The sequence below is a fragment of the Pseudomonas sp. S30 genome, assembly GCF_016518545.1.
Taxonomy (GTDB): domain Bacteria; phylum Pseudomonadota; class Gammaproteobacteria; order Pseudomonadales; family Pseudomonadaceae; genus Aquipseudomonas.
Genome location: NZ_JACVTO010000020.1, coordinates 15,614 through 32,074, shown reverse-complemented (window position 1 = coordinate 32,074; position 16,461 = coordinate 15,614). Strand labels below are relative to the sequence as shown.

Sequence of the window (16,461 nt, the reverse complement as noted above, 5' to 3'; positions counted from 1 at the left end):
TCAGCATGAAACCTTTTCGTCATTTCATCACCCTCCTGGGATTGCTGACCCTGTGCAGTGCGGCGCTGGCTGCAGATCCTCAACGCCTGCGGATCGGCTATCAGAAGGGCTCGGTGACGCTGGTGCTGGCCAAGCAACACCGCTCGCTGGAGCAGCGGTTCTCGGCCACGGAAGTGCAGTGGATCGAGTTCCCGGCCGGCCCGCAAATGCTCGAAGCGCTCAACGTCGGCGCGCTGGACATCGGCTCCACCGGCGACATCCCGCCGCTGTTCGCCCAGGCCGCCGGGGCCGATCTGCTGTACATCGGTGCCGAACCGCCCAAGCCCCAGGCCGAAGCGATCCTGGTACGCGGTAACAGCCCGATCACGACGGTGCAGCAGCTCAAGGGCCGGCGGGTCGCCCTGCAGAAAGGCTCCAGCGCGCACAATGTCCTGCTGCGTGCCTTGCAGCAGGCCGGGCTGAGCCTGACCGACATCCAGCCGATCTACCTGGCGCCGGCCGAGGCCCGCGCCGCGTTCGAGCGGGGCAGCGTGGACGCCTGGGCGATCTGGGATCCGTTCTACTCGGCCATCGAACTGGAGGGGCACGCACGCCTGCTGGCTAACGGCGAAGGCCTGGGGCTCAGTGGCCCGTTCTACCTGGGTGAGCGGGGCTACTTCCAGGCGCATTCGGACTTCGTCCAGCAGGTGCTACAGACGCTCAATGAGGCCGAGGCCCTGACGCGCAGTGACCCACGCGGGAGCGTCGAGTTGCTGGCAGGCTTCATGGGCCTGCCGGAAAACGTGATGCAGCGGGTGCTCAGCCATCGTCCCGCCTCGCCGATCGGGCCGCTGACTGCCTCGATCATCCAGGCCCAGCAGCGCACGGCCGATCTGTTCCTGGCCAATCGGCTGATTCCAAAGCCGGTGGACGTCAGCCTTGCCGTGGGCAAACCCTGACCGACAGCGTGGCGCTCTAGGCGGGACGACGCATAAGCTTATGGCAATTTGCTATTTATTAATGGGTTATTGAAGCCTTTAAGCTATAAGCCACCGAACAGCAGCGCCACCGCGCGTGACGCTGTCCGGCGCAGCTGCTCCGGGGAGAATTCGATCCGGGGCGCGAATCAGTCATGCTCGCCACCACCACCTGAAGCATGCGGCCAGTCCTGGCCAGCCACCGTCGTCTCGTCCAACCCCTGCCACCGTCATCGTGAGCAGGGCGCGCGGAGGCGACCGAACTCAACGTATGGCTGCCCGACGCTTGCTTCAAGCGCCGGGATAAGGTGTTGCTCGATGCTTTCGATTCGTCCAGTTCAGCGTTCTCGCCTCGATGGCGGCACGGCTTGCGCGATCCCGCCAACCCTGGCCAGTGCCGGTGGGTCGCGGGTGCGGTCCCAGGGTGCGTCTCGATGAGCTTCGACTGGCCCTTCGTACTGTCTACGCTGCCAGCCTTCGGCAAGGCCGTGCTGGTGACCCTGCAAGTGGGGGCCTTCGCCATTGCGGCGTCGCTGCTGGTGGCACTGGTCAATGCCTCGATCCTGGTGCTGCGCGTGCCGTTGCTGCGCCGACTGGTGGTGCTTTATGTGGAACTGGCTCGCAACACTCCCTTGCTGATCCAGCTGTTCTTCATCTACTTCGCCCTGCCCAGCGTAGGGGTGCGCATTTCCGGCTTCAGCTCGGCGCTCATCGCCATGACGTTCCTGGGCGGGGCCTATCTCACCGAGGTGCTGCGTGCCGGGGTGGAGGCGGTGCCCAAGGCACAGATCGAGTCCGGGCTGGCCATCGGCCTGTCGCGCTGGCAGCTGCTGCGTCACGTGATATTGCCCCAGGCCGGCATCCTCAGCCTGCCCGCGCTGTTCGCCAACTTCATCTTCCTGCTCAAGGAGACGACCATCGTGTCGGCCGTCGCCGTGCCGGAAATCCTGTACACCACCAAGAACTACATCGCCATGTATTACAAGACCTACGAGATGCTGGCCGTGATGACCGGGTTGTGCGTCGTGTTGTTCCTGCCGCTTTCGCTGCTGCTGGCTCACTTGGAACGGAGGCTGCAACATGGCCAGTTCGGGTCTTGAGCTGCTGTGGATCAGCGCCCCGCAGCTGGCCAGGGGCGCCTGGGTAACCCTGACCGTCTCAGCCTGGGCCATCGTCCTGAGTACGGTCGGCGGGGTGCTCTATGGCGTGTTGCGCAGCCTGGGCCGACGCTGGATCGACTGGCCGTTGCGGATCTACCTGGAGCTGTTCCGTGCCATACCGGTGCTGGTGTGGCTGTACTTGTTCTTCTTCGGCCTGCCGATCTTCATCGGCGTCAGCGTCCCGAGTTTCGGCTGCGCAGTGCTGGTGCTGGCGCTGTGGGGGGCGAGCGAGGTCGGCGAAGTAGTGCGCGGGGGGCTGCGTTCGCTGCCCCGCGGCCAGCGTGAGGCAGGCCTGGCGATCGGTCTGAGCACCTTCGAACTGTACCGCGAAGTGCTGCTGCCGCAGATTCTCAAGCGCATCACACCGCCGACGATCAACGTCTATACCCGGCTGATCAAGACCAGCTCGCTGGTGGTGCTGATCGGCGTGGTCGACGTCATCAAGGTGGGCCAGCAGATCATCGAGCGGACCTATGAGTCGATCCTCATCTACGGGGTTCTGCTGCTGTTCTTCTTTTCCCTTTGCTATCCGCTGTCGGCCGCCTCTCGCGTGCTGGAGCGGCGTTGGAGTCATGCATGAGCGCCCTGATCGAGCTGCGCGGTTTCAGCAAGCGTTTCGGCGCTACCCCGGTGCTGCGCGACATCGACCTGCAGGTCGAGCGCGGCGAGGTGGTGGTGATCCTGGGGCCCAGTGGCTGCGGCAAGAGCACCTTGCTGCGCTGCCTGAACGGGCTGGAAAGCGGGCAGGGCGGTAGCCTGCATTTCAACGGTGAGCGCCTGGACGCTGCCACCGACTGGCGCCAGGTACGCCAGCAGATCGGCATGGTATTCCAGAGCTACCACCTGTTTCCCCACAAGACGGTGCTGGACAACATCCTGCTCGGCCCGCTGCGGGTGCAGAAGCGGCCCTATGCCGAGGCCGCGAGCCACGCCCAGGCCCTGCTCGAGCGGGTCGGCCTGCTGGACAAGCGCGATGCCTATCCACGAGAGCTCTCTGGTGGGCAGCAGCAGCGCATCGCCATCGTCCGCGCCCTGTGCATGAATCCGCAGGTGATGTTGTTCGACGAGGTCACCGCCGCGCTAGACCCGGAAATGGTCAAGGAAGTGCTGGAGGTGATTCTCCAACTTGCCCAAGGTGGCATGACGTTGCTGATCGTCACCCACGAAATGGCCTTCGCCCGCGCGGTGGCCGACCGCATCCTGTTCATGGACGGTGGTGTCATCGCCGAACAGAACGATCCCGACACTTTTTTCAGCAACCCGCAGACCGCACGCGCGCAGCAGTTTCTGGAGAAGTTCTCCCATGTAGAAAACCTGCCAAGAAGGAAATGATCGATGAACCTCAGATCTGCGTGGCTACTGCCCTTGTTCGCCATCGGGCTGCTCGGCGGCTGCGGCAACAGCGAGCCGCCCAAGCCGGCCACCGGCACGCCCACCCCCTCGACTGCGGCTGCAGCGCCCAAGGGTTACCTGGACACCGTGAAAGCGCGCGACAAGCTGATCGTCGGCGTGTTCAGCGACAAGCCACCGTTCGGTTTCGTGGACGAGCAGGGCGAGTATGTCGGTTTCGACACCGATATCGCCAAGCGCCTGGCCAAGGACCTGCTGGGTGACGAGAAGAAAGTGGAGTTCGTGGTGGTCGAGCCGGCCAGCCGCATTCCGTTCCTGCAAAGCGACAAGGTCGACCTGATCCTGGCCAACATGACCGTGACCCCGGAGCGTGCACAGGCGGTCGATTTCACCCATCCCAACCTGCGCGTGGCCGTGCAGGCCATCGTCCGTGACGACAGCCCGGTACAGCGGCTCGATGACCTGGCCGACAAGACCGTCATCGTCACCAGCGGTACCACGGCCGACATCTGGCTGACCCAGAACCATCCGGACTGGAAGCTGCTCAAGTTCGAAAAGAACTCCGAGTCGCTGCAGGCCCTGGCCAATGGTCGAGGCGATGCCTATGCCCAGGACAACCTGGTGCTGTTCAGCTGGGCCAGGCAGAATCCGGGCTACCGCGTGCTGGGGGAAACCCTGGGCGAGCAGGCCCCCATCGCGCCGGCAGTGAAGAAAGGCAATGACGAGTTGCGCGAGTGGGTCAATGGCGAACTGACCAAGCTGGGCGAGGAACGGTTCCTGCTCAAACTGTACGACCAATACCTGCGCCCGCAACTGGCCGAGGGTACCGACCCGCAGGCAATCATCGTCGAAGGCGGGAAATGGTAGAGGCGTTCGTGGCGCGCTGAGTGCCACGCTGCGGGGCCTGTAGGCCCCGTTCGCCGAGCGCTATCGGCAAATTTGAACTTTGTCTGAAAAGTCCTGAAACGAGGGTCAGGCAATGCGAAAACTGACGGGAGCGCCCAGCTCGGACTGGCGTGCCAGGCTGGGCACCCCGACTGTCTTCAACTCAGCAGCATCGAGTAGCAGGCTTTTCAAACGCAGCCTGGCCTGTCGATCCAATGGCCCATGTCTGTACAGCGCGGTCTGCCCTGTATGCCTCTCTTCCCCTCGCAGCGCCCCTCTCACTGTCCACATAACCTGGCTGCACACCTGCCTCGACCGCTCACCGGGTGCATCGGCACGGCGGTCCGCTGTGCTGGCCCAAAGCGCCACGATCGGCCAGGCACTAGCGGCTCGGGAGTGATCCTCCACGACCACCGGGGCGGGAGCCTGGCAACTCAGGTGCCTAACGCCGCCGACCTTCGAACTGACTTGAACACCCGGCCCACTGCGGGCGAGTCGAAAGGCCGAGACGCAAACGCCGCGGGCACCTTTGGGAGATGCTCGCGGCGTTCTGGCCTGTCGAAGCCGGGACGGTGTCTAGCGTCTATTTGGCGGTGATCACCGCCAGCTTGGTGATCCCGGCCTTCTCGATCGACGCCATGGCGCGCGCCACTTCGCCATAGTTGACGCCGTTGTCGGCCTGCAACTGCACGCGAACATCCGGATCCTTGTCCTTGGCGGCCTGCAGGTTGCTCTGCAGCAAATCGGGCTGGATTTCGTCCTTGTTGATGAACAGCTTGCCCTTGTCGTCGATGCTCACCACCAAGGGGTCTTTCTGCTCCGCAGGCGCGACCGCTTCGGTCTTGGGCAGATTGATCGGGATGGAGTTGGTCAACAGGGGGGCGGTGACGATGAACACCACCAACAGCACCAGCATCACGTCGACCAGCGGCGTGACGTTGATCTCGCTCAGCACTTCATCGCTGTCCTGGGTCGAAAAGGCCATTTCAGGAGGCCTCCTTCACAGGCTGGCCGGCAGGAGCCGTGCCAGACTTGAGTACCGGGTGCAGCAACACGCGGAAGGCGTTTTTCTGGGCGAGGCTGTAGAAGTCGTGGGCGAAGTCGTCCAGGTCCGCGGCGGTCAGCTTCAACCGGCGCAGGTAGTAGTTGTAGACCAGCACGGCCGGCACGGCGACGGCGATGCCCACGCCGGTCGCGACCAGTGCCGCGCCAATGGGGCCAGCCACGGTTTCAAGGCTCGCCGAGCCGGCCGCGCTGATCCCCTTGAGTGCCGACATGATCCCCCAGACCGTACCGAAGAGGCCGATGAAGGGCGATGTGCTGCCGATGCTGGCCAACACCGCCAGCCCGGACTCCAGCGACCGACGCTCTCGCACGATCTGCTGACGCAAGGCACGCTCGAGGCGGTCCTGATGGTTGATCGACTGGCTCAGGTCGCCGGCATGGGCGGCATCGGGCACCTGAATGGCCGCGTAACCGGCCAGGGCCACCCGTGCAGCCGCGCCCGGAGCGTCCTGGGCCAACTGCGCGGCGCCATCCAGGCTCGAGGCAGCCCAGAAGCGCTGATGGAAACGCTTGTCCTGATTCTTCAGCCGGACGAACTGCACGCCCTTGAGCAGCGCCAGGCCCCAGGTTGCTACGGAAAACAGGATCAGCAGCCAGATGACGCCGTGTTCGACGGATTCGAAAGGTGATGCGATGAGGTTCATGGATGACTCTCCAGCAAGGCTTAGCTATTCAGTGAAGCGACGCGCCTTTGGTGAGGTAGCCCGCGAATGGTGTCGAATGGACGATGACGTCTACTGCAATTTGAAATCGATCGGTACGCTGACCCAGCCATCGATCGGCGTGTCGCCCTGCTTGGCGGGCGCGAAGCTCCAGCGCTTGACCGCCGCCAGCGCGGCGTCGTCGAGCTGGCTGCGCCCGCTGCTCTGCTGGATCTGCACCTCGCCCGGCTTGCCGCTGGCCAATACGTGAACCCGCAGCAGCACCGTGCCTTGCCAATTGCGCCGCAGGGCCAGGGCGGGGTACTCGGGCGCGGGGTTGCGCAGATAGCCTGCATTGGCCGATGCCGGGGTGATCGGTGCCGGCGCGGGCGGAGCAGGGGGCGCCGGCGGCGTCGCGGCCTGTGGCGGCGGCTGCACGGGCGTGGGCGCCGGAGCAGGTTTCGGGGCCGGCTTGGGTACAGGCTTGGGCACCGGTTTCGGCTTGGGCTTGACGACGGGCTTGGGGGGCGGTGGCTTGCTCGCCAGCTCGTCCTCGACCGGTGGTGGCGGCTCCACGGCCGGCTGTACGACGGGCTCGGGGGGTGGTGGCTCGACCACCGGCGGTGCAGGTTGGGAAAACTCGATGGTCATGGGCGGCACCTGAGGCGGCACCACCGGCAAAGGTGGCGTCGAGGAGCGGCTGATCCAGTAGATCACCGCGCCATGCAGCGCCAATGCAAAGATGCCCAGCATCACCGCTTCACGCCGGCGCAGCACGCGCCCGGGCGTGGAGTGCAACCTGGACAGCGCCAAGGGACCACGGTAGACCCGACCCAGATCGAGCAGCACGCCCCCCGGCGCCGGGCGCCAGAGCACATCCAGGGCGCTCGCTGTTTGGGTGTTGGCCATTGATTGACTCCTGGCTATTGAATGAGACCGCAAGGGCCGTTTCCTGAAAACGGGGCCACCCCTGCGCAATGGCGGCGATGCCCCGTCATCACCTCGAGTGCAAGGGACGTACCAACCGCTGCGCCCAGCAAAGCCGCGGTCTTGACGGCAGCGGCCGGACGCCGTGGTGTTCTGCTGGGCGCTTAATGTTGCTCCACTGTTTCCCTGGCAACAGTCGAACAGGGCGCCGGGTGATCCTGGAACACGCTGCGGGACGGCCGGTTTCGCTGCACGGGTCGCCGTCACGTCAGCCGTATGCTCAACGTCGCGCAGCACTTGAGTTAAAGCAATTCCTTAGTTTGCCTAAATATAAACTTTCATCCAGTTCGAAATGATTGAAATACTCTCGGAAATATATATATGTGGCTTGACGCACTTAAACATCCTGTGTAGGTTTCACTTCAGCTACCGCCTACGCATGACACGGATGTCCGTTCCTCCGTTGATTTACCACGCTCGTGCATGTTGCAGACAGGAAAACACGAGCAGTTATATGGCTTTGTATTCATCGCTGTAATAGCGATTCAAGCTATAGGGTTCATAACAGAGCGAAAACTGATCATGGACGAGTTGAACACGCGTGCACTGACGCGGCGCAAAGATAGTTGGTTCGTCCGTGCAGGTCGAAGGGACCCTGCTGTGCCGAACCTCTACTGTTTCGCCCATGCCGGGGGCAGCGCCGAACAGTTCCTGGCCTGGCAACGATCCTTGGCAGGTGTCGTCAACATCGTGGCCATGTGCCCGCCAGGGCTCGCCCATCGCTACACCGAACCGCGCTGCGATGACATGATCAGCCTGGCCGTCAGCGCCAGCGCGGCCATCGACTCGGATGAAAATCGCGTGCCATTCATGCTCTTCGGCCACAGTTTCGGCGCCTTGTTGGCATACGAAACCTGTCGTCTATTGGACAGGCCCGCCGCCGAGTTGATCGTTTCAGGCTGTGCGGCGCCTTCCTGGTTGCCCTCCAGGGAAGTGGTGGCCATGGCGGCACTGGAAGGCGCGGACTTTCTCGATAAAGTGCGTATTTTCGGTGGTATTCCAACTGATGTGGAAACGGATGAAATCATCAACAGCTATATTGTCAAGAAGTTGAAAGTCGATTTCACCATAATTGCCAAATACCTGTATGTGCGTGATCCATTATTGAACGCGAATGTCACCACCCTAAATGGCGTGAGCGATCCCCACGTCAGCGCCGAAAAGGTCATGGCATGGTCCGCGACCACCACAGGCACGACCCTGCACCACGCCATACCGGGCGATCACTTCTACTTCAATGAGCGACCGGACGCTGTCATCGAGATCATTCGCGCGCTGAGCCCCACGGCACATCACCGCGCGCCAGCACTGGATGTGCGCCTGATCTGAAGTCGACGCTGCTGAAACATCACCGGAGCGAACCTGAGATGAATACATCGATCCCGATGCTCGTCGCACCCCGTTACTGTCTAGGCGAAACGCAGGTCTCATGGGACAACCCAGTGTGGCGCGCGCGCGCCGAGGGTCTTGGCATGCGTCTGGATCCACACTTGTGGGGCTGGGGAACAGTGCGCACCACCCGCAGGTCCCTGGCTGAACTGGCGATCAGCAGCCTGCGTCAGACCCTGGAAGCGGCCGACTGCGATCCGGCCAGTGTGGACGGTGTGATTGTCTGTGCCCTGGCATTCCCCGGCGCGGCTGAGCAACAGCGTCATTTTCTCGCATCGATCCTGGAACCCTGCGGCCTGGCCCACGTAACGCCCATCGGCCTGACGCTGGGGCGCTGCACCACGTTTCTGCAAGGCATCGCGGTGGCACGCGCGCTGGTGGCTGCAGGCAGCCAACGGCGGGTTCTGGTGGTCACGGCCGGTCGGATCGAAGACGAGGCGCACAGGCTGGAAGTGTTCGCCCTGTTTTCAGACGGTGCAGCGAGTTGCCTGATCGCTCAGGGGGATACCTCGATGCCGGGTCTGGCCATCCGAGCGTGTGCACAAGCCCATGAGGCCAACCCGGCCAGGGATGATCTGTCGCCCGAGTTGTCTCGGCAGGTCAATGCCCAAATGCTCCAGGGCCTGGACCTCGAGCTGGACGATATCGAGCGATTGCTGCACAGCAACATCTATCTACCCGTTTGCACCCTCAAGGAGCGGCAGGCCGGTTTTTCGCAACGCCAGCTGTACACCGACAACATTGCCCGGATCGGCCATTGCTTCGGCGCCGATCCGATCATCAACCTGGTGGACCTGGCGCAATCCGAGGGTCTGGTCGAGCGGGCTCACTACCTGCTTGCCGCCAGCGTGCCTGGCGCACGGGTCGCCATTTTGCTGCGTCAGGAGGGCAGGTGATGAAGCGTTTCGACCGCCACGCCTTCGAGCCCGACCTCACCACCTCCATACCCGCGCAGGCGTTGCACTTCAGCATCCAGGCCCGGCAACGTCTGCAGGACAGTCTCGGGCAAACCCCGCAGGCGCTGTACGAAGCGCTGCTTGCCGACATCGAAAGCGAGGACAGCCAACTGCTGGCCTTGGCCGTGCTCCACGGCACGTTCGAGCACTGTCAAGTCGAGCCATTGCCTGAACGGATCCCTGCGCAGCAGCTGATCCACTGGATCGAGGCCAGACGCGAGGGGTTGGCGGACACGCTAGCGCAGCTGTGCGGCCCGGATGCGCTCACGGACGCCGCAGTGCTGAAAGCTCGAGCGCCGATTTCACTGGTCGCCGGCTGCTGGCTGGACCGGGTCTCACAACCTGCTACCGAGCCGGCCATGCTGGTCAGCCGCCTGACAGCCCACCGCTTCGCCCTCAAGGGCAAGGGCGTGGTCGGGGCGGGCCAGCAGGCCTGTCGGGTCCGCGCTCTGGCCGAACGCGGTGTGCATCTGCCGGCGCTGTACAGTGCGCGTTTCATGGAGGCGTGCGACGCGCCGACCACCGTCGTTCAGTGCGCCGCGTTCTACCTGGCGCTGTCGCGCTGGCCGGCCAGCTACCTGCCGGAGGTGCTGGGCGTGCACTATGCCCACTATCGCCTGGCGGTGGACGACCGGCTGTTGGGGGGGCCGAGCTTCCTGCCCGCCACGCTGCTGGATCGGCTGCTGGAGAGCGTGTACGAAACCACCGCCCGCACGGTCGACGGCGCAGCGGACCTGCAGCGATTCCTGCGAGGCGTGGCCCTCGGCGCGGCGTTGGAGCAGCGCAGCCTCGCCGCCATGGTGAGCGATGTGCAGGCACGTGCAGCGCTGAGCCTGACCCAGCGAGTGGGCCGTATCGTGAAGCGGCACATGCCCTATGCCGGACGCCAGCACGCGTACGTACGCCTGGGTGACCGGCGCCTGCCTGACTGGTTCGGGACCTATACCGACGAAGAAATCGCGGCTTTCATGGCGGCGTTCAGCCGCTCCCGTTCGATCAAACGCAACGCCAGGGGGAGTTGCCCCTTCCTGGAGGCGACGAAGTTCGGTGGGTCCATGTTCGGGCTGTTCACCCAGGACGAATTCGACGTGCTCGCCGCCTGGACCCAGGAGGTACAGGACGGGCACGACTCAGAGACCGTCGAGCAGGCATCGGCACCAGGAACTCACCCCGAAGATGCGGTCTGGACACTGCAGCCCCTTTCGCTGCCAGTCACGATCCGCTGGCAAGCACCGCAGGTACCGAGTGACCGGGAGTTGTTGCACCGCCTGGTCAACATCGAGGCGTACGCCAATACCCTGGAGCTCATCCGGTCGAAAATCGAGGACAACCTGCGTCACGCCGAACGGCTGTTCGACCATGGCCAGGCCGGCCGCTTCACCGATGCCTCCTGGTTGCCCTGGGACAGGCAAGCGCTGGCCCAGCGGGCGCAGGCGATCTACTGGAACAAGCTGGTCGAGCCCTGGCAGCGCCTGGAGACGGTCCCCGATCGCGAGACCGTGATCTTCGGGCAGAAACTCGCCGCACTGGGCAGCCTGCTCGATGGTTGCTGGGCGCACCGCGTGGCGAGCGTCGCCCGCTACAACAGCCGCACCGACGCGATGTTGTATGCCATCTATGCCGACGAGATGGGCAACGGCGAGCTGGAAAAGAACCACATCGTGTTGATCCAGCGGGTACTGCGCAGCCTGGGCATCGAACTGCCCCATATCCGCGACGAAGCGTTCATCGACCAGGCCGAGTTGCCCGACCTGTACGCGTTCGCCCTGCACCAGCTCGGGCTTTCGCTGTTTCCCGACAGCTTCTACCCCGAAATCCTCGGCTACAACCTGGGCATCGAGATGCTGGGGCTGGGTGAAATGCGACTGCATGAAATCCAGAAGCTGAGGCGCCATGGCTTCGATACCGTTTATGAGGAGGCGCACTTGACCATCGACAACTTCTCCAATGGCCACGCCCGGCAGTCGCTCCTGCTGATCGAGCACTTCATGGACGACACCGCACGCCACGCCAGTGCCGATGAGCTGGCCTGCGTCTGGCGCCGAGTCTGGCGAGGCTATGCCTCGTTCGCCTGGTTCATCGAGACCGATCTGCAGAACGCGGTGATGGCCAACTCCAGGCCGGCCATGGCCGAACTCATTCTCTGACGCGCGGTTTCTGGAGGTTGTCATGCCGCTTCACAGTTTCGACCCCAGCGTGCTCGAACTGCCATTGTTCGAAGACGAGCACCGGCATCTGGCACGGCAGATCGATGCCTGGTGTGCCGCGCAGCGCCACGACTGGCAGCGCTTGCAGCGCCAACCGCTTTCGGACGTGGGGCGCACGCTGATCACCCAGTTGGCCGACGCCGGCTGGTTCAGCCATCTGCTGGCCGGCACCGGTGACGTCCACGGCGACTTGCGCTCACTGTGCATCAGACGCCAGGCGCTGGCCTATGGGTCGGATCTGGCGGATTTCGCCTACTCGATTCAGGAGTTGACCGCCCGCGTCATTGCCTACCACGCCAGCGAGGCGCAGAAGCGGCACTATCTGCCGCTGTTCGCTTGCGGGCAGGTGGTGGGGGCTTTCGCCACCTCCGAGCTGGCCGTCGGCTCCGATGTGGGCAATATCGGGCTCAGCGCCCAATGCCAGGGTGACCATTACCTGCTCGATGGCGACAAGGCGTGGATCGCCCAGGGCGATCTGGCCGATGTCTGCATCGTGATCGCCCGCACCGGCCCGGCGCCGGGCCCTCTGGGACTGAGCGCATTGCTGGTGGACATGCGCCTGCCCGGCATCAGCGTGACGCCCGTGCAGGCCATCGCCCCCAGGTCCTGGGCCAACATCCGCTTCGACCGCTGCCGGGTACCGGTGGACGCGCTGATCGGCAAGCAAGGGCAGGGGTTCATCATTGCGATGCAGTCGCTGGATCGCTTTCGCATGACCGTGGCGGCTGCGGCGATCGGCTTCGCTCGCAAGGCGGCCGACTTCGCGCTGGCCAGGGCCTCTACCCGACGCGCCTACAAGGGCACGCTGTCGGACCTGCACACCGTCAAGGCGCAACTGGCAGGTATGGAACTGAAACTGGGCGCCAGTGCCTTGCTCACCGCCAAGGCGGCCTGGACCCTCGATGCCGGCAGACCTTTTGCCAAGGATTCGGCGGTCGCCAAGGTGTTCAGCACCGAAGCGGCGTGCGAGGTGGTCGACCAGGCGGTGCAGATCGCCGGTGCCGCAGGGCTGGTGCACGGCAGCGTCACCGAGAGCCTCTATCGCCAGGTACGTTCGCTTCGCCTCTATGAAGGGGCCAGTGAAGTGCTTCTGATGAACATCGCCACCTCGCTCGATGCGCGAAAGGCGCAGAACGCGTTCGACCCGCAGGAGTGACCATGCTCGATGCACTGACGGCGGTTCAGGATCACGACCCCTATCCGTACTACGCAGGATTGACCAGGGACCGGCCACTGGCCTTCGATGCCGACCTGAGCCTGTGGGTGGCGGCCAGCGCAGAGACGGTGACGCTGTGCCTGGAGCACGCCGAGCTGCTCGTCAGACCTGCTCACGAGCCCGTGCCACAGGGGCTGGTCGGTACCAGCGCCGGTCGGGTTTACGGTGGCCTGGTGCGGATGCGCGAGGGCACCCTTCAGCATGCGCTCAAGGCTGTGATCGTGGCCGCCTTCTCCAGCTTGGATACCAGGCGGCTCAGGAAGCTTGCATACGCCGTGTGCCGTGAGCGCCTCGACGAGGGGGCCGGCTACAACGACGTCCAGTTCACGGTGCCCGCGCGCGTGGTGGCCAGCCTGTGTGGCTTCACCACCCTGGAAAGCGCCGAGGCCAACCGCCTGATCGCTGATTTCGTGCAGTGCCTGCCGGCCGCGGCAGGCGCCGAGCAGCAGCGCCAAGCGTCCCTGGCAGCCGAGCGACTCTTGCACCTGTTCCACGGCCACGTCAGCGGCGCAGCCAATGGACCTCTGCTCGCGGCGCTTCTTCAAGCCGCATGTGCCCAGGGCTGGCCCGAACAGGCAGCGCTGCTGGAAAACGCCGTGGGTTTTCTTTCGCAAACCTACGACGCAACGGCCGGGCTGATCGGCAATGCCCTGGTCACGCTGTCCAGGCAGGGTGGTTGGCCTGACGGCCTGGCCGAGCAACTGAGCTATGTCGAGGAAGTGGCTCGCTACGATGCGCCGATCCAGAACACCCGGCGTTTCGCGGCACGCGACCTGTGGATTCTGGGCCAGCGGTTGCGCGCGGGTGACCAGGTGCTCGTGCTGCTCGCCGCGGCCAACCGGGACCCGCTCGTCAACGCGCACCCTGACCGTTTCATCGCGCAACGCACCGCCGCCCAGTGCTTCACCTTCAGCCACGGCCGCCACCGCTGCCCGGGCAGCACACTGGCGGTCGCCATCACCTGTGGGGTGCTCAACGCCTTGCTGGAAAACACTTCGGCCGCACCACGGCCTTCATCCGCGATCACCTATGTCCGCTCAGCCAACGCGCGTATCCCGAGATGGTGATACCCGGCTGCGTGAATAGGTCGCCTGCGACCAGGCCGGCGCGCGAGGAGGCGCGCGGGCCTTGAAGACACCCGCGCTCATCGATCCGACTCGCAAGTTAATTCATCAATTGACAGGGAAGAGGGTAGAAGATGAAAACCGTCAACAACTACAAGCGGCCGGTCATCAAGAAATCGCTCGAACACTACACGCTGTTCGGCATCGGAGCAGGGCCTGCCAATCTCAGCCTGGCGTCCCTGCTGCACCCGAAGACAGCCATCAGCAATCTGTTCGTCGAGCAGAAGAAGTCCTTCACCTGGCACGATGACCAGCTGATCGATGGCGCCACCCTGCAGGTGTCCCTGTTCAAGGACCTGGTGACGCTTTCGGACCCGACCAATCCCTTCTCGTTTCTCGCCTACCTGCACGAGAAGGGGCGCATCTATCACTTTCTCAACGCCCAGTTCGACGAAGTGCCGCGCCGGGAGTTTCGCAACTACATGGCCTGGGCCGCCAAGAAGAACCCGAACGTGACCTTCGCCGAGCGCGTGCTGGAGGTGGAGTTCGACACGGTGTTCCGCATTCGCACCGACCGGCGCGAGATCACGGCCGACAACATCAGCGTCGGCGTTGGCACGCAGCCATGGGTGCCGGAGTTCGCCCGCTGCATGCCCGCGCAGGATCACTTCCACATCAGCCAGTACATGCTCAGGAACGACAGCCTGGCCGGCAAGCGCGTGGCCATCGTGGGTGGTGGGCAATCAGGCGCCGAGGTGTTCCTCGACCTGATCTCCAAGCCCCACGCCAGCAAGCCGGCGCAGGTCAACTGGATATCGCGACGTCGCAACTACTTCCCGATCGACAATTCGACCTTCACCAACGATTTCTACATGCCGTGCTACTCCAACTATTCCAGTGCCTTGCCGTCTGCGGTCCGCGAGCAGACCACCTCGGCCCATCTGCTGACCTCCGACGGCATCTCGGAATCCACCCTCAAGGCCATCTACCAGAAGCTCTACTACTGCCGTTTCGTGGATGAGGACACGCGTCATTTCGGGCTTTTCCCCAACCGCTGCGTGACCGGCGTGGTGCCCAACCCTGGCAGGGGATGGAAGCTGGAAACCGAGCACAACGACCTCACCCACATCAGAGAGTCGATAAACGCAGACGTGGTCATCTGGGCCACCGGATTCAAACCGGCGCCCAAGCAGTTCCTGGACGGCATTGCCCATCGATTCAAGCGCGAAAACGCCGAGTACCTGGTGGATGAAGACTTCGCCGTGCAATGGGACGGGCCGGCTGACAGAGCGGTGTTCGTGCAGAACGGGGTGCGCGGACAACGCGGGCTGCCGGACGTCAACCTGAGTCTCAATGCCTGGCGCGCGCAACGTATCGTCGGGCGCCTGACCGGGCAGTATGCAGCGCCGCAGGGATGCTCCTTCATCGACTGGACGCGTCAGCAACCCTTCCTGCAGCCAGCCGGGCAGGTCGAGCGCAAGGCACGCGCCTTGAAGGCCGCGCTGAAGTAGCGCCTGAACCTCATTCCACTCAAGCGATGGAGAGCTTCTGTATGCAGCGATTTCCCGTGGTCATCGTCGGCGGCGGCATCATCGGTGTGATGATCGCCTACGAACTCACGCGCCATGACCCGAACATGCCGGTGCTGATCGTCGATCAGTCCCTGGCGGGGCAGGGCGCATCACGTTTTTCCGCCGGGGTCCATTTTCCCCGAGGCGCATCCGACACCGTGCGCCGGTTCTCGCAGTACAGCCACACCTACTACCGCGACCTGCTGCAACGACACCCGCAGGCGCCAATCCATCCGCTCGGCATGACGGTGGTCTGCAAGGCATCGCGGCAAAGCGCCGTAGAGGCCCAGTATCTGCCGCTGGCCGACCTGCGCGAGGTGTCCTCGAGCCTGTGGCCCACAGCGGCGCTCGACCTGCCAGGCGAGCACCTGGCATTGACAGGCGAGGGCGCCAACCATGCCGACGTCCAGGGCCTGGTCAGGTACCTGCTCAAGGCCATGGGCGACCGGGTACAGGTGATCGAGGGGGCGAGGGTGGAGTCCCTCGGCGGATCTGGCGCCCATGTGCTCGAGTTGAGCACGGGACACGCCATACACGCCGACAAGCTGGTGCTGGCGCCCGGCCCCTGGACGGCTGCACGGCCCTGGCAGTCCAGCCTTGCCCACCTCGGCATCCGGGTGAAGAAAGTGGTGGCCGCCCACGTGCGCATGCCGGTGTCGGCCGAGGACGGGCTGATCGTCTTCCAGGACGACGACGCGTTCCTGCTCCCCCTGCAGCAACGGGGCCATTGGCTGTTCAGCTACACCTGCGATGAATGGGACGTCGATCCCGGCACCGTCGCGCCCTCGCTGTCCTTCACCGACATCAACGACGCCAGAAACGTATTGGCCAGGTACGCGCCGGCCTGGGCCGAGCGCCTGGACGGTGGGCGCGTGTTCTGCGACGCCTACAGCCCCGACAGGGTGCCGATCATCGCTGAGGTCGGCCGCCACCTGGTGTTCGCCGGTGCCGCCAACGGGTCTGGCTACCGCCTCGCACCTGCTCTGGCGGCCGAGGTTCTGTCACTGCTTTGAC

The 16,461-nt window shown here is 64.2% G+C and carries 15 protein-coding genes; 12 read left to right on the top strand and 3 right to left on the bottom strand.

What is annotated here, in order from left to right; all coding sequences use genetic code 11:
- Positions 1–5 precede the first annotated feature (5 nt).
- The 5 genes from IAE34_RS19670 to IAE34_RS19650 all read left to right on the top strand — a co-directional run bounded on the left by IAE34_RS19670 (position 6) and on the right by IAE34_RS19650 (position 4,333).
- Positions 6–938, top strand: a complete 933-nt coding sequence (locus tag IAE34_RS19670) for an aliphatic sulfonate ABC transporter substrate-binding protein (protein WP_200140616.1) — start codon at positions 6–8, stop codon at positions 936–938.
- Between the two features lie 452 nt (positions 939–1,390).
- The gene (locus IAE34_RS19665; protein WP_200140615.1) at positions 1,391–2,056 is read left to right on the top strand and encodes an amino acid ABC transporter permease; all 666 of its coding nucleotides are present in this window, start codon (positions 1,391–1,393) and stop codon (positions 2,054–2,056) included.
- Positions 2,037–2,696 carry an amino acid ABC transporter permease gene (locus IAE34_RS19660; RefSeq protein WP_200140614.1) on the top strand — a complete coding sequence of 220 codons (660 nt, stop codon included), beginning with the start codon at positions 2,037–2,039 and terminating at the stop codon, positions 2,694–2,696. Before IAE34_RS19665 ends, IAE34_RS19660 begins: the two co-directional genes overlap by 20 nt.
- Positions 2,693–3,448 carry an amino acid ABC transporter ATP-binding protein gene (locus tag IAE34_RS19655; protein ID WP_200140613.1) on the top strand — a complete coding sequence of 252 codons (756 nt, stop codon included), beginning with the start codon at positions 2,693–2,695 and terminating at the stop codon, positions 3,446–3,448. The genes IAE34_RS19660 and IAE34_RS19655 overlap by 4 nt, the downstream gene beginning before the upstream one ends.
- A gap of 3 nt (positions 3,449–3,451) precedes the next feature.
- Positions 3,452–4,333, top strand: coding sequence for a transporter substrate-binding domain-containing protein (locus IAE34_RS19650; RefSeq protein WP_200140612.1), 882 nt, complete (start codon positions 3,452–3,454; stop codon positions 4,331–4,333).
- A 601-nt stretch (positions 4,334–4,934) separates the two neighbouring features.
- Here IAE34_RS19650 and IAE34_RS19645 read toward each other — a convergent pair.
- The 3 genes from IAE34_RS19645 to IAE34_RS19635 form a co-directional block, all read right to left on the bottom strand.
- Complete coding sequence (locus IAE34_RS19645) at positions 4,935–5,336, bottom strand: ExbD/TolR family protein (RefSeq protein WP_200140611.1); 402 nt, start codon at positions 5,334–5,336, stop codon at positions 4,935–4,937.
- Position 5,337: 1 nt separating this feature from the next.
- On the bottom strand, positions 5,338–6,060 hold the full coding sequence (locus IAE34_RS19640; protein ID WP_200140610.1) for a MotA/TolQ/ExbB proton channel family protein: 723 nt from the start codon (positions 6,058–6,060) through the stop codon (positions 5,338–5,340).
- Between the two features lie 90 nt (positions 6,061–6,150).
- Positions 6,151–6,966, bottom strand: coding sequence for an energy transducer TonB (locus tag IAE34_RS19635; RefSeq protein ID WP_200140609.1), 816 nt, complete (start codon positions 6,964–6,966; stop codon positions 6,151–6,153).
- A 600-nt stretch (positions 6,967–7,566) separates the two neighbouring features.
- Between IAE34_RS19635 and IAE34_RS19630 the strand changes: the two genes are divergently transcribed.
- From IAE34_RS19630 to IAE34_RS19600, 7 genes are all read left to right on the top strand, one after another.
- On the top strand, positions 7,567–8,373 hold the full coding sequence (locus IAE34_RS19630; protein ID WP_200140608.1) for a thioesterase II family protein: 807 nt from the start codon (positions 7,567–7,569) through the stop codon (positions 8,371–8,373).
- Positions 8,374–8,411: 38 nt separating this feature from the next.
- Positions 8,412–9,329: a hypothetical protein gene (locus tag IAE34_RS19625; RefSeq protein ID WP_200140607.1), complete on the top strand. Its 918-nt coding sequence runs from the start codon at positions 8,412–8,414 to the stop codon at positions 9,327–9,329.
- Complete coding sequence (locus tag IAE34_RS19620) at positions 9,329–11,536, top strand: iron-containing redox enzyme family protein (protein ID WP_200140606.1); 2,208 nt, start codon at positions 9,329–9,331, stop codon at positions 11,534–11,536. Before IAE34_RS19625 ends, IAE34_RS19620 begins: the two co-directional genes overlap by 1 nt.
- A gap of 22 nt (positions 11,537–11,558) precedes the next feature.
- Positions 11,559–12,752: an acyl-CoA dehydrogenase family protein gene (locus tag IAE34_RS19615; protein ID WP_200140605.1), complete on the top strand. Its 1,194-nt coding sequence runs from the start codon at positions 11,559–11,561 to the stop codon at positions 12,750–12,752.
- Positions 12,753–12,754: 2 nt separating this feature from the next.
- Positions 12,755–13,879 (top strand): cytochrome P450, encoded by a 1,125-nt coding sequence (locus IAE34_RS19610; protein WP_200140604.1) that lies wholly within the window; start codon positions 12,755–12,757, stop codon positions 13,877–13,879.
- Positions 13,880–14,010: 131 nt separating this feature from the next.
- A complete protein-coding gene (locus tag IAE34_RS19605; RefSeq protein ID WP_200140603.1) occupies positions 14,011–15,387 on the top strand; it encodes a lysine N(6)-hydroxylase/L-ornithine N(5)-oxygenase family protein in 1,377 nt (458 codons plus the stop codon).
- 41 nt (positions 15,388–15,428) lie between these two features.
- Complete coding sequence (locus tag IAE34_RS19600) at positions 15,429–16,460, top strand: NAD(P)/FAD-dependent oxidoreductase (RefSeq protein ID WP_200140602.1); 1,032 nt, start codon at positions 15,429–15,431, stop codon at positions 16,458–16,460.
- The last annotated feature ends 1 nt before the right edge of the window (position 16,461 follow it).

Coding starts and splice junctions, on each gene's coding strand:
- IAE34_RS19670 (WP_200140616.1), top strand. CDS start 6: ATGAAACCTTTTCGTCATTTCATCACCCTCCTGGGATTGCTGACCCTG.
- IAE34_RS19665 (WP_200140615.1), top strand. CDS start 1,391: ATGAGCTTCGACTGGCCCTTCGTACTGTCTACGCTGCCAGCCTTCGGC.
- IAE34_RS19660 (WP_200140614.1), top strand. CDS start 2,037: ATGGCCAGTTCGGGTCTTGAGCTGCTGTGGATCAGCGCCCCGCAGCTG.
- IAE34_RS19655 (WP_200140613.1), top strand. CDS start 2,693: ATGAGCGCCCTGATCGAGCTGCGCGGTTTCAGCAAGCGTTTCGGCGCT.
- IAE34_RS19650 (WP_200140612.1), top strand. CDS start 3,452: ATGAACCTCAGATCTGCGTGGCTACTGCCCTTGTTCGCCATCGGGCTG.
- IAE34_RS19645 (WP_200140611.1), bottom strand. CDS start 5,336: ATGGCCTTTTCGACCCAGGACAGCGATGAAGTGCTGAGCGAGATCAAC.
- IAE34_RS19640 (WP_200140610.1), bottom strand. CDS start 6,060: ATGAACCTCATCGCATCACCTTTCGAATCCGTCGAACACGGCGTCATC.
- IAE34_RS19635 (WP_200140609.1), bottom strand. CDS start 6,966: ATGGCCAACACCCAAACAGCGAGCGCCCTGGATGTGCTCTGGCGCCCG.
- IAE34_RS19630 (WP_200140608.1), top strand. CDS start 7,567: ATGGACGAGTTGAACACGCGTGCACTGACGCGGCGCAAAGATAGTTGG.
- IAE34_RS19625 (WP_200140607.1), top strand. CDS start 8,412: ATGAATACATCGATCCCGATGCTCGTCGCACCCCGTTACTGTCTAGGC.
- IAE34_RS19620 (WP_200140606.1), top strand. CDS start 9,329: ATGAAGCGTTTCGACCGCCACGCCTTCGAGCCCGACCTCACCACCTCC.
- IAE34_RS19615 (WP_200140605.1), top strand. CDS start 11,559: ATGCCGCTTCACAGTTTCGACCCCAGCGTGCTCGAACTGCCATTGTTC.
- IAE34_RS19610 (WP_200140604.1), top strand. CDS start 12,755: ATGCTCGATGCACTGACGGCGGTTCAGGATCACGACCCCTATCCGTAC.
- IAE34_RS19605 (WP_200140603.1), top strand. CDS start 14,011: ATGAAAACCGTCAACAACTACAAGCGGCCGGTCATCAAGAAATCGCTC.
- IAE34_RS19600 (WP_200140602.1), top strand. CDS start 15,429: ATGCAGCGATTTCCCGTGGTCATCGTCGGCGGCGGCATCATCGGTGTG.